13 protein-coding genes are annotated in these 16886 nt (G+C 61.7%); 11 read left to right on the plus strand and 2 right to left on the minus strand.

Going from position 1 to position 16886, the window contains the following annotated elements; translation table 11 throughout:
- The first annotated feature begins 38 nt into the window (after positions 1-38).
- Positions 39-497 (plus strand): REP-associated tyrosine transposase, encoded by a 459-nt coding sequence (locus BM416_RS00440; protein WP_092484123.1) that lies wholly within the window; start codon positions 39-41, stop codon positions 495-497.
- A gap of 363 nt (positions 498-860) precedes the next feature.
- Here the strand turns inward: BM416_RS00440 and BM416_RS00445 are convergent, their stop codons facing one another.
- Positions 861-1646 (minus strand): helix-turn-helix transcriptional regulator, encoded by a 786-nt coding sequence (locus tag BM416_RS00445; RefSeq protein WP_092484126.1) that lies wholly within the window; start codon positions 1644-1646, stop codon positions 861-863.
- 199 nt (positions 1647-1845) lie between these two features.
- Between BM416_RS00445 and BM416_RS00450 the strand changes: the two genes are divergently transcribed.
- From BM416_RS00450 to BM416_RS00485, 8 genes are all read left to right on the plus strand, one after another.
- The gene (locus tag BM416_RS00450; RefSeq protein ID WP_092358082.1) at positions 1846-3210 is read left to right on the plus strand and encodes an APC family permease; all 1365 of its coding nucleotides are present in this window, start codon (positions 1846-1848) and stop codon (positions 3208-3210) included.
- A gap of 9 nt (positions 3211-3219) precedes the next feature.
- On the plus strand, positions 3220-4323 hold the full coding sequence (locus BM416_RS00455; RefSeq protein ID WP_092484129.1) for a DmpA family aminopeptidase: 1104 nt from the start codon (positions 3220-3222) through the stop codon (positions 4321-4323).
- A gap of 367 nt (positions 4324-4690) precedes the next feature.
- A complete protein-coding gene (locus BM416_RS00460; protein ID WP_092484132.1) occupies positions 4691-6124 on the plus strand; it encodes a serralysin family metalloprotease in 1434 nt (477 codons plus the stop codon).
- A gap of 49 nt (positions 6125-6173) precedes the next feature.
- On the plus strand, positions 6174-6542 hold the full coding sequence (locus tag BM416_RS00465) for an AprI/Inh family metalloprotease inhibitor (RefSeq protein ID WP_027605779.1): 369 nt from the start codon (positions 6174-6176) through the stop codon (positions 6540-6542).
- 103 nt (positions 6543-6645) lie between these two features.
- The gene (locus tag BM416_RS00470) at positions 6646-8397 is read left to right on the plus strand and encodes a type I secretion system permease/ATPase (protein WP_092484134.1); all 1752 of its coding nucleotides are present in this window, start codon (positions 6646-6648) and stop codon (positions 8395-8397) included.
- On the plus strand, positions 8394-9707 hold the full coding sequence (locus tag BM416_RS00475) for an HlyD family type I secretion periplasmic adaptor subunit (protein WP_092484137.1): 1314 nt from the start codon (positions 8394-8396) through the stop codon (positions 9705-9707). The genes BM416_RS00470 and BM416_RS00475 overlap by 4 nt, the downstream gene beginning before the upstream one ends.
- Positions 9708-9709: 2 nt before the next feature.
- Complete coding sequence (locus BM416_RS00480; RefSeq protein ID WP_092484140.1) at positions 9710-11047, plus strand: TolC family outer membrane protein; 1338 nt, start codon at positions 9710-9712, stop codon at positions 11045-11047.
- Between the two features lie 40 nt (positions 11048-11087).
- A complete protein-coding gene (locus tag BM416_RS00485; protein WP_092484143.1) occupies positions 11088-12512 on the plus strand; it encodes a polyurethane esterase in 1425 nt (474 codons plus the stop codon).
- Positions 12513-12569: 57 nt separating this feature from the next.
- On the opposite strand, the gene BM416_RS00490 is transcribed toward BM416_RS00485, so the two are convergent.
- Positions 12570-12794, minus strand: a complete 225-nt coding sequence (locus tag BM416_RS00490; RefSeq protein ID WP_027605784.1) for a YgdI/YgdR family lipoprotein — start codon at positions 12792-12794, stop codon at positions 12570-12572.
- A 185-nt stretch (positions 12795-12979) separates the two neighbouring features.
- On the opposite strand from BM416_RS00490, the gene BM416_RS00495 reads away from it, so the two are divergent.
- A complete protein-coding gene (locus tag BM416_RS00495; RefSeq protein ID WP_092484146.1) occupies positions 12980-14629 on the plus strand; it encodes a VRR-NUC domain-containing protein in 1650 nt (549 codons plus the stop codon).
- Entirely contained in the window at positions 14626-16878 is a 2253-nt protein-coding gene (locus tag BM416_RS00500) for an ATP-dependent DNA helicase (protein ID WP_092484150.1), read from the plus strand. Before BM416_RS00495 ends, BM416_RS00500 begins: the two co-directional genes overlap by 4 nt.
- Positions 16879-16886: the final 8 nt, after the last annotated feature.

Consider the following 16886-nt stretch of genomic DNA (forward strand, 5'->3'; position numbering starts at 1 on the left):
AGTGTCCTTGCCTCCTTTCAATAGAACGGGGGCAAGGAATGCTCACTTCGAACAAATCAGGCCGTTTGCGAATCGGTAGAGTGTCACAAGCAGGGGACGTTTACTTGCTGACCGCCGTGGTGAACCGGCGTGAACCAATCTTCGACGATTGGCGGCTCGGGCGCCTGGTTGTGAAGCAGTTTCGAGAAGCCCACGAGGATGATTGGGTTAACTCTCTGGCCTTTGTGGTCATGCCAGATCATATGCATTGGCTGGTTCAACTCCATGAGCGGACATTGGCGGAACTGATGTGCCGAATTAAATCGCGCAGCAGCTTAACGGTTAACGGCGCTCTAGGTCGTAAAGGGCGTTTATGGCAAAAGGGCTATCATGACCGTGGTGTACGGCGCGAAGCGGACTTGAAAGATTTTGCTCGTTACGTGGTGTGTAACCCCATTCGTGCAGGGCTGGTCAGTCGTGTTCACGACTACCCGCTGTGGGATGTCTGGTGGCTTTAAAAGCCCATGTATCCCGTAGATACAACGCAAATCCGTAGCAGCTGCCGAGCGCAAGCGAGGCTGCGTCGGGCACACCGCCGACATCACTGACCCTCCACGTTCTCGCGGCGATTGTGAGGGCCTCACGCAGCCTCGCCAGGGCTCGACAGCTGCTACGCGCCATCCCACGCCCCCGTAGCAGCTGCCGAGCGCAAGCGAGACTGCGTCGGGCACACCGCCGACATCACTGACCCTCCACGTTCTCGCGGCGATTGTGAGGGCCTCACGCAGCCTCGCCAGGGCTCGACAGCTGCTACGCGCCATCCCACGCCCCCGTAGCAGCTGCCGAGCGCAAGCGAGGCTGCGTCGGGCACACCGCCGATGTCAGGGGTTTTCCAGGTCATGCCCCAACGACTGGATAAACAATGAAAACAGTTCCGGCTGTGACGAGATGTCCAGCTTCGCGTACAGATGCCGGCGGTGCACCTTCACCGTGTCCGGCGAGATATGCAGGCGTTCGGCCATGGCCTTGGACGAGAACCCGCGCAGTACCAGGCGGGCGATTTCCAGTTCGCGCTCCGAGAGCACGCCGCAACCAAATTGGCTCAGCGCATCCCGGATCTGACTGTCCATGGCCGGCACGCGCCGGGTGCTTTGTTGCCAATGCTGCTGCATCAACGGCAGCACCCAGGCGGCCAGCGTCGTCAGCAACCCGGTCTCCTCAATGCTGAATCGCCGCTGCATGCCCAGTGACAGCGACAGCGTCCCCACGCCCGGCAATTGCAGGATCAACTGCACCTCGTCTTCCAGCACATTGTCGTGAAAGTAACTGAGGAAATATTCGCTCTGGCGAAAATGGTCCGGCGCCACTTCCTCAAGGCGATACACACCGCTGGCATAACCCTCGCGACAGGCCTGGAAAAACGGATCGAGCAAATACAGGCCATTGAGGTACGCCAGCATCGACGCCGGTTTGCTGCTCGGCTGGGCGTCGTACTCTTCCAGTGCCTGGGGCGCACCATCCACGGGGTAGAAGATCGCCAGCGCGTTATCGAAGGGCACGCACTGGTGCAGCAACAGCACCAGCTGTTTCCAGAAACGCTCGGTGCCGATGTGCGCAACGGTACGGCCCAGGCCGGCGTGCATGCCGACTTCGCGAAACAGGCTCATGTAGCAGGCTCCCGCCAGCAAAAGGTCGGCCAAGGGTTCGGCTTTTGCCGGGAGCCGTCAAGGGGAGTACGCCAATAGGGGAATTGGCTGGCATAAACCCCACGGTTACCTTTGGCATCATTCAGCGGGAAACATATCCCGTCACTTTCAGACCTTTCGTTTCTGCCTCACACCAAGAACAACGACAGAGGATAACGATATGAGCACTTCCCCCACGCCCGATGGCGTGCTGAAACCCACCCTGAGCGTCTTCGATGTGGTGGCCATCACCGTTTCGGCTGTGACCCCCGCCAGTTCCGTCTTCGTGATCGCGCCCTTTGCCATCCAGCAGGCCGGCAGCGGCGTGTTCCTGGCGTTCGTGATGGCAGGGCTGCTCGCGCTGATGTTCGCGTTTTGCTACGCCGAACTGGGCCGCGCCCATAACAGCGCCGGTGGCGAGTATGTGTATGCCAAGCGCGTGTTCGGTGGCATGGCCGGCTACGCGACGTTCCTGACCGTATTGGTGATGCTGTTGTTTATTCCGCCGGTATTGGCCACCGGTGCCGCCACCTATCTCAACAATGCCCTGGGTACCACCTTCGACGCGCAAACCGTGGCCCTGGTGATCGTGGTGTGCAGCTACGCCCTGGGCATCCTCAATATCAAGCTCAACGCCTGGATCACCGGGACCTGCCTGCTGCTGGAAGTCGCGGCGTTGCTGGTGATCGTGTGCATCGGCTTCGGTAACCCGGTGCAGCCCGCCAGCGTGCTGTTTCAACCCCAGATCGTCGAAAACGGTGTATTGCACCTGGCGCCCTGGGCCCTGGTGATCGGCGCGGTAGGCATTGGCCTGTTTTCCTACAACGGTTACGGCCCCGCCGTGTTGCTGGCCGAAGACATGAAATGCGGGGGCAAGGGCGTACACAAGGCGGTGCTGTGGTCCCTGGGCCTGGTGGTGGTGATCGAGCTGGTGCCGATCACGGCGCTGTTGATCGGCGCGCCGTCACTGAGTGCGATGATCAGCAGCCCGGACCCTATCGGCTACCTGCTCACCAGTCATGGCAATGAAACCCTGTCGCGCCTGGTCAGTGCGGGGATCTTCCTGTCGGTGTTCAACGCCATCGTCGCCATCGTTATCCAGATTGGCCGCGTGGTGTTCAGCAGCGGGCGCGATGCATTGTGGACGCCTACCATCAACAAGCTGTTCACCCGCATTCATCCGCGCTGGGATTCGCCCTGGCTGGCCACGCTGTTCCTGGCGATCCCGTCGGCGTTGCTGAGCTTCAGCTCCAACCTGGCCGACCTCACCTCGTTCAGCGTATTGCTGATCATATTGGTGTACCTGGTGGTGGCATTGAGCGCGCTGATGAGCCGCGTGCTGCTGCGCGACCGCGAGCATCCCTATCGCATGCCGCTGTGGCCGCTGCCGGCGTTGCTGGCTGCACTGGGCGCGGGTTACTTGCTGGTGACCTTGATCTACGCGGCGTCAGTACGCGACATCATGATCATCATCGGCTTACTGGCCCTGTCGGTGATTCTGTATTGCATCAGTGGCAGGTCGAGTCCGGCCTTTCAAAAATTGTAAGGAGTGGTTATGCGTGCACGTCAATTGGGCATCACGTTGGGGCTGGGCACACCCGGCGAGTTGAATGCCATCACCGATGTTCCCGGGGTTCGGGTTGGTCACAGTACGCTCAAGACCCGTGTCGACGGTAAACAGGTGCGCACTGGCGTCAGCGTGGTCCAGCCCCGCGCCGGGGAAGCGCGGTTGCAGCCGTGCTTTGCCGGGTATCACGTGCTGAACGGCAATGGCGACGCCACTGGCCTGGAATGGATCAGCGAGGCGGGCCTGTTGACTACGCCGCTGGCCATCACCAACACCCACAGCATCGGCATCGTGCGCGACACCTTGATTGCCCTGGAGCGCGAGCGCCTGGCGGACCCGGCGGTGTACTGGTGCATGCCGGTGGTGATGGAAACCTACGACGGCCTGCTCAACGATATCTGGGGCCAGCACGTCACCCCCGAGCATGTGCGCCAGGCGCTGGAGAGCGCCGAACGCGGCCCCGTGCAAGAAGGCGCCGTGGGCGGTGGGACGGGGATGATCTGCCATGAATTCAAGGGCGGTATCGGCAGCGCCTCGCGCCGTTTGCCGGCAGAGCAGGGCGGCTGGACCGTCGGCGTGCTGGTCCAGGCCAACCATGGCAAGCGCCAGGAATTGCGGGTCGACGGCTATCCGGTGGGCCGCCGCTTGACGGACATCCCGTCACCTTTCGCCGAACGAGGCACGCCGGGCATGGGCTCGATCGTGGTGATCATCGCCACGGATGCGCCCCTGCTGCCGCACCAATGCCAGCGCCTGGCACAGCGCGCGTCTATCGGCATCGCGCGCACCGGGGGTGGCACCGAGGATTCCAGCGGCGACCTGTTCCTGGCCTTCGCCACCGGCAACCAGGAGCTGCCGCCAGCGGACTACGCGCGCAAGGGCCTGCCGTTGAGCAGCACCTTGCAGATGGTGAATAACGATCATATATCCCCGCTGTTCAGCGCTGCGGCGGAGGCGGTGGAGGAGGCGATCATCAACGCGATCCTGGCAGGCGAAGACATGATGACGGACGACGGCGTACAGGTGCCGGGCTTGAAAGGCGAAACGTTGTTACGGGCATTGCACGACACGGGCTGGCGCGCGTCCCGATAATGGAGGGCCAGCGCCGATATATAAATATAAACAGTGGCTGTTTAATGTCGCCAATGACACCGTGACAATACAATGGATCCAATTATCAAGTACGCCGTTCAACTTGAGCGGCTTTAGCGCTATTTAATATTTAAATAACCCGCCGCTGTCTTTTGTCGGACAACAGCAACGTTGCCCAACAGATACGGCGCCTAACTTGGAATGCATGTTTGTTGGTCAATTTTCATCCTTGAAAAGATGTAGACGAAAGATTTCAAGTTGTGTCAGTTTCGTGACGCCTTCAAAAGAGGCGAGTGATAGGACGATCTCGCCCACGGGATTCCTATCGACCCAAGACTGATGCATTTGCAAACAAGGAAGTACGTTTATGTCAAAAGCAAAAGACAAGGCTATCGTGTCGGCGGCGCAAGCCAGCACCGCTTACTCGCAAATCGATAGCTTCAGCCATCTGTATGACCGTGGCGGCAATCTCACGATCAATGGCAAACCCTCCTACACCGTTGACCAGGCGGCCACCCAGCTGCTGCGCGACGGCGCCGCGTACCGGGACTTTGACGGCAACGGCAAGATCGACCTGACCTACACCTTCCTGACCTCGGCGTCCTCGAGCACCATGAACAAACATGGCATCTCGGGCTTCAGCCAGTTCAACGCCCAGCAGAAAGCACAGGCCGCCCTGGCCATGCAATCCTGGTCGGACGTGGCCAACGTCACCTTCACCGAGAAAGCCAGCGGCGGTGACGGCCACATGACATTCGGCAACTACAGCGGCGGCCAGGACGGCGCGGCAGCCTTCGCCTACCTGCCCGGCACCGGTGCAGGCTACGACGGCACCTCGTGGTACCTGACCAACAACAGCTACACGCCGAACAAGACCCCGGACCTGAACAACTACGGCCGGCAGACCCTGACCCACGAAATCGGGCACACCCTGGGCCTGGCTCACCCTGGCGACTACAACGCCGGCGAAGGCGCCCCGACCTACAACGACGCGACCTATGGACAGGACACGCGTGGCTACAGCCTCATGAGTTACTGGAGCGAGAGCAACACCAACCAGAACTTCAGTAAAGGCGGGGTAGAAGCCTATGCCTCCGGCCCGCTGATCGACGACATCGCCGCGATCCAGAAGCTCTACGGTGCCAACTACAACACCCGCGCCGGCGACACCACCTACGGGTTCAACTCCAACACCGGGCGTGATTTCCTCAGCGCCACTTCCAACGCCGACAAGCTGGTGTTCTCGGTCTGGGACGGTGGCGGCAATGACACCCTGGACTTCTCCGGATTTACCCAGAACCAGAAGATCAACCTCAATGAGGCCTCGTTCTCCGACGTTGGCGGCCTGGTGGGCAACGTCTCCATCGCCAAGGGCGTGACCGTCGAGAACGCGTTCGGCGGTGCGGGCAACGACCTGATCATCGGCAACAACGCGGCCAACGTGATCAAGGGTGGCGCCGGCAACGACCTCATCTACGGCGCTGGCGGCGCGGATCAACTGTGGGGCGGCGCGGGCAACGACACGTTTGTGTTCGGTGCCAGTTCCGACTCCAAGCCAGGGGCGGCGGACAAGATCTTTGACTTCACCTCGGGCTCCGACAAGATAGACCTCAGCGGCATCACCAAAGGGGCCGGCCTGACCTTCGTCAATGCCTTCACCGGGCATGCCGGCGATGCGGTATTGACCTACGCGGCAGGTACCAACCTGGGCACCCTGGCCGTGGACTTCTCCGGGCACGGCGTGGCGGATTTCCTCGTCACCACCGTCGGCCAGGCAGCGGTCAGCGACATCGTGGCATGATGCACGGGCGCGGCGCGCAAGCGCCGCGCCTCCAGGCTGGAGCGTTCAGATGCAGCGTTTTTACAATGTGATCGCCTGCGTGTTGCAGGTGATGTTCGTGTCGGCAGGAGCCCACGCAATGGCGAGCAGTCTTGTTTTACCCACCAGCGCCCAACTGGCCGGGCACTGGCAGTTGCACCAGCAGGATCAGGTGTGTGCACTGGACCTGCTCGAGCAGGCCAATGCTTTGGGCGGAGATGTGGCCTGTGTGGCGCAGTGGCTGGGGGACAAGCCCCTGACCTGGTCGCCCACACCCGACGGTATCTGGCTGTTCAATGCCGAAGGCAGCGGGATCACCCATTTGAATCGTCAGAAAGACGGTGAGTACCAGGCACGGACGAAGTCCGGCACCGTGGTTGAATTAAAACGAGTGCCTTAGTTGTTGTTATAAGCCTATAACTCGATTTCATTAGTTGAGCGGCCTCTATCGCGGAGGACGGCAAACTTATGCGCGTAATTTGATTCAAGGAAGATCAGAACCTATGGCCAGGCCCCATGCGGTTGCGCCTTTATTCAAGGCGCTGGGTGAATACAAGAGCATCTTGATCAGCGTCGGTTGTTTTACCGCGTTGATTAACCTGTTGATGCTGGTGCCATCGATCTACATGCTGCAAGTGTATGACCGTGTGCTCTCCTCGCAGAATGAAACCACCCTGGTGATGTTGACCCTGATGGTGGTGGGCTTCTTTGCCTTTATTGGCCTGCTCGAAGTCATCCGCAGTTTTATCGTGATCCGCATCGGCAGTCAGTTGGAGCGGCGTTTCAACTTGCGCGTGTACAAGGCCGCGTTCGAGCGCAACCTGCAACGCGGCCAGGGGCATGCCGGGCAATCCCTGGGTGACTTGACCCATATCCGCCAATTCATCACCGGGCCGGCGCTGTTCGCGTTCTTCGATGCGCCGTGGTTTCCCATCTACCTGTTTGTGATTTTCCTCTTCAACGTATGGCTCGGGGTGTTGGCCACCGCCGGCGCAGTGCTGTTGATCGGCCTTGCGTGCCTCAACGAATACCTGACCAAGAAACCCTTGGGCGAGGCCAGTGGCTTCTCCCAGCAGTCGACGCAGCTGGCCACCAGCCATTTGCACAACGCCGAAACCATCCAGGCCATGGGCATGCTCGGCGCGTTGCGCCACCGCTGGTTTGCTGTGCATTCGCAGTTCCTGGGTTTGCAGAACAGAGCCAGTGATACCGGGTCGGTGATCACCGCGTTGAGCAAATCCCTGCGCCTGTGCCTGCAATCCCTGGTGCTGGGCCTGGGCGCGCTGCTGGTGATCAAGGGCGACATGACCGCCGGGATGATGATCGCGGGCTCGATCCTGATGGGCCGTGTACTCAGCCCCATCGACCAGCTGATTGCGGTCTGGAAGCAATGGAGTTCGGCCAAGCTGGCCTATCAGCGGCTGGACGAACTGCTGCGCGAGTTCCCGCCGGAAGTGGAGCAGATGAAATTGCCCGCACCCAAGGGCCAGGTCAGCTTCGAACAGGTCAGCGCGGGGCCGCCCGGGCGGCGCATGCCCACCTTGCATCAGGTCAGCTTCACCCTTGGCGCCGGCGAAGTGCTCGGCGTGCTTGGTGCCTCCGGCTCCGGCAAATCTACCCTGGCCCGCGTGCTGGTGGGCGTGTGGCCGACCCTGGCCGGCACCGTGCGCCTGGACGGTGCGGATATTCACCGCTGGGACCGCGACGACCTCGGCCCGCACATCGGCTACCTGCCCCAGGACATCGAACTGTTCAGCGGCAGCATCGCCGACAACATCGCACGTTTTCGCGAGGCCGACCCCGAGCTGGTAGTGAAAGCTGCGCAGCAAGCCGGCGTGCATGAATTGATCCTGCGCCTGCCCCACGGTTATGACACGGTCCTCGGCGATAACGGCGGTGGCCTGTCCGGCGGCCAGAAACAACGTGTAGCCCTGGCACGTGCGCTGTACGGCGGGCCGCGCTTGATCGTACTGGATGAGCCCAATTCCAACCTCGACACCGTCGGCGAAGCCGCGCTGGCCAGCGCCATTGTGCAGATGAAGGCCCAGGGCAGCAGTGTGGTGCTGGTGACCCATCGTTCTTCGGCCTTGGCCCAGGCCGATAAATTGCTGGTGCTCAACGAAGGGCGTTTGCAGGCGTTCGGGCCGAGCCAGGACGTGCTGCGGGCGTTATCGGGCCAGCAGGAAGCACCGAAGGAAAAACCCGGTGTGAGTTTCAGCCGTCAGTATCAAGCCGGAAGGAATCCAGGCGCATGAGCAGTATCACTGTTGAACCACGTTTCAAAGAGCGCGACCCCCGGTTCTTTGCGCGCATGGGCTGGCTGCTGACCCTGGTCGGTGCCGGTGGCTTTTTCCTCTGGGCCAGCCTGGCGCCCCTGGACCAGGGCATCCCGGTGCAGGGCACGGTGGTGGTGTCGGGCAAACGCAAGGCGGTGCAAACCTTCAGCCCCGGCGTGGTCAGTCGGATCCTGGTCAAGGAGGGTGAACTGGTGAAGCAAGGCCAGCCGCTGTTCCGTCTGGACCAGACCCAGCACCAGGCCGACGTGCAGTCCCTGCAGGCCCAGTACCGCATGGCCTGGGCCAGCGTCGCGCGGTGGCAGAGTGAGCGCGACAACCAATCCGCTATCACCTTTCCCGCCGAGCTGAGCAGCAACCCCGATCCAGCACTGGCGTTGGTCCTGGAAGGCCAGCGCCAATTGTTCAGCAGCCGTCGCGAAGCCTTTGCCCGTGAACAGGCGGGCATCCGCGCGAATATCGAGGGCGCCACCGCGCAGCTCAACGGCATGCGCCGCGCCCGCAGCGACCTGACCGCCCAGGCCCAGTCCCTGCGCGACCAACTGAGCAACCTGCAACCCCTGGCCGACAACGGCTATATCCCGCGCAACCGGCTGATGGAGTACCAACGCCAGCTGTCCCAGGTGCAACAGGACCTGGCGCAGAACACCGGAGAGAGCGGCCGGGTGGAGCAGGGCATCCTTGAATCGCGCCTGAAATTGCAGCAGCACAGCGAGGAATACCAGAAGGACGTGCGCAGCCAGTTGGCCGACGCGCAATTGCGCAGCCTGACCCTCGAGCAGCAACTCACCTCGGCCGGCTTCGATCTGCAACACAGCGAGATCAACGCACCGGCTGACGGCATTGCGGTCAACCTCAGCGTGCACACCGAAGGCGCCGTGGTGCGTGCCGGTGAAACCCTGCTGGAAATCGTGCCCCAGGGCACGCGCCTGGAAGTCGAAGGGCACTTGCCGGTGCACCTGGTGGACAAGGTCGGCACGCACCTGCCGGTGGATATTCTGTTCACCGCCTTTAACCAGAGCCGCACCCCGCGTGTGCCGGGGGAGGTCAGCCTGATTTCCGCCGACCAGATGCTCGACGAAAAAACCGGCGCGCCGTATTACGTGTTGCGCACCACCGTCAGCGAGGCGGCGCTGGAGACCCTCCACGGCCTGGTGATCAAGCCCGGCATGCCCGCCGAGATGTTTGTGCGCACCGGCGAGCGCTCGTTGCTCAATTATCTGTTCAAGCCGCTGCTCGACCGCGCCGGCTCCGCGTTGACCGAGGAATGAACATGAAAGCTGTGTTCATTGCCTTGCTGTTCACCTGCTTCAATGTCCAGGCCGCCATGGGCCCTTTCGATGTGTACGAGCAGGCCCTGCGTAACGATCCGGTGTTTCTCGGCGCGATCAAGGAGCGCGACGCCGGCCTGGAAAACCGCACCATCGGCCGCGCAGGCTTGCTGCCCAAGCTGTCGTACAACTACAACAAGGGCCGCAACAACTCCCAGGCGACCTTGCCCGACGGCCGCGGCGGCAATTACCACGACGACCGCAACTACAACAGCTACGGCTCGACCTTCAGCCTGCAACAGCCGCTGTTCGACTATGAGGCATACGCCAACTACCGCAAGGGCGTGGCCCAGGCGCTGTTCGCCGATGAAAGCTTTCGCGACAAGAGCCAGGCGCTGCTGGTGCGGGTGCTGAGCTATTACACCCAGGCGCTGTTTGCCCAGGACCAGATCGATATCGCACGGGCCAAGAAGAAAGCCTTCGAGCAGCAGTTCCAGCAGAACCGGCACCTGTTCCAGCAGGGCGAGGGCACCCGCACCGATATCCTCGAAGCCGAGTCGCGCTATGAGCTGGCCACCGCCGAAGAGATCCAGGCGTTGGACGAACAGGACGCCTCGCTTAGAGAACTGGGCGCGTTGATCGGTGTGCAGAGCGTCAACATCCACGACCTGGCGCCGCTCAACCAGAGCTTTGCCGCGTTTACCTTGACTCCGGCGAACTACGACACCTGGCATGAACTGGCGATCAGCAACAACCCCACGCTCGCGTCCCAGCGCCAGGCCCTGGAAGTCGCGCGTTATGAAGTGGAGCGTAACCGCGCCGGGCACCTGCCCAAGGTCACCGCTTACGCCAGTTCGCGCCAGCAGGAGTCCGACAGCGGCAATACCTACAACCAGCGCTACGACACCAACACCATCGGCGTCGAAGTGAGCCTGCCGCTGTATGCCGGTGGCGGCATCTCCGCGTCCACTCGCCAGGCCAGCCGCGCCATGGAACAGGCCGAGTATGAGCTGGAAGGCAAGACTCGCGAGACCTTGATCGAGCTGCGTCGGCAGTTCAGTGCGTGCCTGTCCGGCGTGAGCAAACTGCGCGCCTATCAAAAGGCTCTGACGTCGGCGGAAGCGCTGGTGGTGTCGACCAAGCAAAGCATCCTCGGTGGCGAGCGGGTCAACCTCGATGCGTTGAACGCCGAGCAACAGCTCTACACCACGCGGCGTGACCTGGCCCAGGCGCGTTACGACTACCTGATGGCCTGGACCAAATTGCACTACTACGCCGGCAACCTGCGCGACACCGACCTGGCCAAGGTGGATGAGGCGTTCGGGCCGGCACCGCATTAATTGACTTTCTCGACAATTCCAACAACAGAGAGGCAATACCATGGGTGTGTTCGACTATAAAAAACTCGGGGCCGAAGGCTCCAAAGCGCTGTTCGCCGATGCCATGGCGATCACGCTGTACTCCTATCACAACCTGGATAACGGCTTTGCCGTGGGCTACCAGCACAACGGCCTGGGGCTCGGTTTGCCCGCCACGCTGGTCGGTGCACTGCTGGGCAGCACCGATTCCCAGGGCGTGATTCCCGGCATTCCCTGGAACCCGGATTCGGAAAAAGCCGCCCTGGACGCCATACAGGCTGCAGGCTGGACGCCCATCAGCGCCAGCACCCTGGGCTATACCGGCAAGGTCGACGCCCGCGACACGTTCTTCGGCGAAAAAGCCGGCTACACCACAGCCCAGGTCGAGGTGCTGGGCAAGTACGATGAAGCCGGCAAGTTGCTGGAAATCGGTATCGGTTTTCGCGGTACGTCGGGCCCTCGGGAAACGCTGGTCAGCGACTCCATCGGCGATCTGGTCAGCGATCTGCTCGCGGCCTTGGGGCCCAAGGATTACGCCAAGAACTACGCCGGCGAAGCCTTTGGCGGCCTGCTCAAGAACGTCGCCGACTACGCCAGTGCCCACGGCCTCAGCGGCCACGACGTAGTGGTCAGCGGCCATAGCCTGGGCGGCCTGGCGGTCAACAGCATGGCCGACTTGAGCAGCAGCAAATGGGCGGGTTTCTACCAGGACGCCAACTACCTGGCCTACGCCTCGCCGACCCAGAGCGCCGGCGACAAGGTGCTTAATATCGGCTACGAAAACGACCCGGTATTCCGTGCGCTGGACGGCTCATCCTTCAATTGGTCATCGTTGGGCGTGCATGACAAACCCCATGAGTCGACCACCGACAATATCGTCAGCTTCAACGACCATTACGCTTCGACGCTGTGGAATGTGCTGCCGTTTTCCATCACCAACCTGCCGACCTGGATCTCCCATTTACCTACGGGTTATGGCGACGGGATGACGCGCATCCTCGAGTCCGGGTTCTATGGGCAGATGAGCCGCGACTCGACGATTATCGTCGCCAACCTGTCCGACCCGGCACGCGCCACCACCTGGGTGCAGGACCTCAACCGCAACGCCGAACCGCACAAGGGCGATACTTACATCATTGGCAGCGACGGCAATGACCTGATCCAGGGCGGCAAGGGCGCGGACTTTATCGAGGGCGGCAAGGGCAATGACACGATCCGCGACAGCAGCGGGCATAACACCTTTTTGTTCAGCGGGCCGTTTGGCCAGGACCGGATTATCGGCTATCAAGCAACGGACAAGCTGGTGTTCAGGGATGTTGAGGGGAGTGCGGATTACCGTGATCACGCCAAGGTCGTCGGCGGGGATACGGTGATCAGTTTTGGCGCGGACTCGGTGACGTTGGTGGGGGTGGTTGGCTTGTCGGGGGAGGGGATCGTGATCGGTTAAAACGGTGGGAGGGGGCCAAGCCCTCTCCCACATTTGTTCAATGCGGGCCACCGGAAATCAGTCTTCCTTGCGCACCGTGGCCACATCGTCGGCTTTGACGCGGATGCGCTTGCCGGCGATATCGGTGAACTCATAAAACCCGTCGGCCGTCTTGGTTTTTGGAGAGTCTTTGGTCAAATACTGCGTGCCATTTTGCAGTGTCACTACGGTTTGCGTCGCGCAACCGGCCAATACCAGAAAAGTGAGTGCAACCAGTGGCAGCCCCAAATTCTTCATGTTCATAACCCTTACCTTTAACCCTGAAAAATCCCACGCCAGGGACGCGGGCGACAAATGTTACGCCATCGACTCCCCATCTGATCATTTTTATGCAAAAAGTTGCGTGTGCCATTTATCTATTACCGATTGCAACACCGCATTTACGACGGCACTCTGTATGCATAACCAGTATTCGACCAATGCGTACCATGGCCAATCCCCTCGAAAACCCGCTCTATTACCTGCATAACTTCCGCCAGGTCCTGCATTGGCTGGGGCAACGCTATGCCGATCTGCTCGACCCTGACGAACAGCATTTCATTCAGCAATTCGACAGGTTGCCGCAAGCGTCCCAGGCGCTGTTGGTGCGCATGGTGATGCGCAAGGGCGTGCATTTTCGCGTGGGCAAGCTGCACTACGTGGAGATCGGTTGCCCCCATGGCGCTGCCGCGCCTTTGCGGGAATTGGGATGGGTGGACGACAACCATCTTCTGGCATTTGAAGCATTATTCGCCTTGCTGCAAAAAGGCGAGATCCTCAGCACTTTCGCACCCTGGATCGACCAGCCCAAGGGCAAGAAGGCCGATTGGCTGGAAGGGTTGGCGGCGCAGTTCACCGACACGCGCCGTTTCGCCGACTGGTGCCCGGACCTCGCCGACACGCTGTACAGCCTCACCGTGATGGAGTTATGCGACCGCCTGCGGCTGATGTTCTTCGGCAACCTGCACCAGGATTGGTCCGAGTTCGTGCTCGCCGACCTGGGCATCTACACCTATGAAAAAGTCGAGTTCTGCGCCGAATCGCGGGGTTTGCGCAGTCGCGCCGACGTGCACGGTTTTCTGTTCCTGCACCAATGCCAGCAGGCGTTTGAACGCGGCGAGGCGCTGACGCAGGTGCTGGCTGAAGTGGCCACGCTGAACACCGATAACCCCTGGCTGGAAAAGCGCCGGGCCAAGCTGTTGTTCCAGCTCGGCCAGTATTGCGAGCGCAGTGCCGAGTTGGACCTGGCGCGGCGGGTCTACCGCACCTGCGCTTATCCCGGCGCCCGCGCGCGGCTGATTCGCGTGCTGGAGCGCCAGGAGGATTACGCCCAGGCCATGGCCCTGGCAAGCGTCGCGCAACAGGCACCGGAAAGTGCCGCCGAACAGCAGCACCTGTTGCGCGTGATGCCCCGCCTGCGCCGCAAGCTGGGCGAACCCCGGCTGCCGACGCTCAAATCCCGCGAAGTCACGCGCCTGGACCTGGAACTTGCGCTGCCGGAGCCGTTGATGTCGGTGGAATCCTGTGTCCAGGCCCACCTGAGCGCACCTGATGCACCGGTGCACTACGTCGAGAACGGCCTGATCAATTCGCTGTTCGGCCTGCTGTGCTGGGATGCGATCTTCGCGCCGCTGCCGGGGGCGTTCTTCCACCCGTTCCAGCGCGGGCCGGCGGACCTGCACAGCGAAGACTTCCACCAACGCCGTGCGCCGCTGTTCGCCGCGTGCCTGGAGCAACTGCAGGATGATCGCTACAAGGCCACGATCCGCCAGCGCTACGCGGAAAAATGGGGGATCCAATCACCCTTCGTCTTCTGGAACCTGCTCAGTGAAGAACTGCTGGAACAGGCGTTGCACTGCTTGCCCGCCGAACACCTGCGCTACTGGTTCGAACGGTTGCTGCTGGATATCCGCGCCAACCGTGCCGGCATGCCGGACCTGATCCAGTTCTGGCCGGCGCAGAAGACCTACCGCATGATCGAGGTCAAGGGCCCCGGCGACCGCCTGCAGGACAACCAGCTGCGTTGGCTGGAGTTCTGCGGCGAATACCAGATGCCCGTCACCGTCTGCTACGTACGCTGGGCGGAGCAACCCGCTTGAGCTACAGCGTAGCCGTGCGGGCGCTGTGCGAGTTCACCGCCAAGGTCGGCGACCTGGACCTGCGCTTTACCCCGTCGCCCAGCGCCCAGGAAGGCATAGCGGGCCATCGCACCGTCGCGTCGCGACGCAGCGCACACTACCAGAACGAAGTGGCCCTTGAAGGCGACTACCAGCAACTCAAGGTGCGGGGCAGAGCAGACGGCTACGACCCGGACGCCAACCGCCTGGAAGAAGTGAAGACCTATCGCGGCGACCTGGCTGCCCAGCCCGCCAACCACCGGCAACTGCATTGGGCCCAGGCCAAGGTGTACGGTTGGTTGATGTGCCAGAAGCTTGGCCTCACGGATATTGACGTGGCGCTGGTGTATTTCGATATCGTCGGCGAAGGCGAAACCCTGCTCAATCAACGTTTCCAGGCGGCCGAACTGCAAGCGTTCTTCAATCAGCAATGTGCACTGTTTCTCGGCTGGGCCCGCCAGGAAATGCAGCACCGCGAAGCGCGCAACGCTGCGGCGCAGACCTTGGGTTTGCCCCATGCCGATTTTCGCCCCGGCCAACGGACGCTGGCCGAGTCGGTGTACAAGGCTGTCAGCACCGGTCGTTGCCTGATGGCCCAGGCCCCCACGGGCATCGGCAAGACCATCGGCACGATCTTCCCGCTGCTCAAGGCCCTGGCGCCCCAGCAACTGGACAAGGTGTTTTTCCTCACCGCCAAGACCCCCGGTCGCAAACTTGCCCTCGATGCAGCCAAGGTGCTGCATGTCAGCAGCGACCTGCCCCTGCGCGTTCTCGAGCTGGTGGCGCGGGACAAGGCCTGCGAGCACCTGGACAAAGCCTGCCACGGCGACGCCTGCCCCTTGGCCAAGGGCTTCTACGACCGTTTGCCCGCCGCGCGCCTTGCCGCGTCCAAGGTCCGCCTGCTCGACCAACACAACCTGCGCGATGTCGCCCTCGATCACGGGGTCTGCCCCTATTACCTTAGCCAGGAAATGGCACGCTGGGCCGACCTGGTGGTTGCCGACTACAACTACTATTTCGACTTCGGTGCCATGCTCTTCGGCCTGGCCCAACTCAACCAATGGCGCGCTGCCGTGCTGGTGGACGAAGCCCACAACCTGGTCGAGCGTGCCCGTTCGATGTACAGCGCGAGCCTCGACCAGTACAGCCTGAAGATCCTGCGGGATACCGCGCCCGAGCCGCTGAAGAAACCCCTGCAGCGCCTCAACCGCGAATGGAACGCCCTGCACAAGGACCAGCTCGCGCCGTACCAGGCCTACAGCTTGCGCCCGGACAAACTGCTCCAGGCCCTGAACCTGTGCACCAGCGCCCTGGGCGATTACTTCAACGACCACCCCGAAGCCCTCAGCGGTGACCTGCAAGCCTTCTACTTCGAGGCCCTGCAATTTACCAAAGTCGCCGAGCTGTTCAACGAGCACTTCATCTTCGACATCAGCAAGCGCCAGCTCGGCGGCAAACGCAGCAGCTCGACCCTGTGCCTGCGCAACGTGGTACCCGCCGAATTCATCCGGCCGCGCTTGACGGCGGCCCGCAGCAGCGTGTTGTTTTCCGCCACCTTGAGCCCTCGCCACTATTACGCCGACCTGCTGGGGTTGCCAGCGGACACCGCCTGGGTCGACGTGGAATCGCCGTTCAAGGCCGAACAACTGCACGTGCGCATCGTCGATGACATCTCCACCCGCTTCGTGCATCGCCAAGCCTCGCTGGCGCCGATTGTCGAGCTGATCGCTCGCCAGTTCGCCCGGCAACCGGGCAACTACCTGGCGTTTTTCTCAAGCTTTGATTACCTCCAACAGGTGGCGCAACTGCTCGCCGAAACACACCCGCAGATCCCGCTGTGGCAACAGTCGCGGGGCATGGCCGAGGCCGAACGCCAAGGCTTTCTCGATCAATTCACCGAGCACAGCCAAGGCGTCGGTTTTGCCGTGCTGGGCGGCGCGTTCGGTGAAGGCATCGACTTGCCGGGCACACGCTTGATCGGCGCATTTATCGCCACCCTCGGATTGCCGCAACTCAACCCGGTCAACGAGCAGATAAAACTGCGCATGGCGGCGATTTTTGGCGCAGGGTACGACTACACCTACCTGTACCCCGGCATCCAAAAGGTCGTGCAGGCGGCGGGGAGGGTGATCCGCAGCCAGCACGACCGGGGCGTGGTGATGTTGATGGATGATCGGTTCGGGGAGGCGCGGGTCCGCCAGTTGTTGCCGGGATGGTGGACGGTTTATTGAGCTATTCC

The sequence above is a fragment of the Pseudomonas sp. NFACC42-2 genome (assembly GCF_900116055.1).
Classification (GTDB): Bacteria; Pseudomonadota; Gammaproteobacteria; order Pseudomonadales; family Pseudomonadaceae; genus Aquipseudomonas; species Aquipseudomonas marginalis.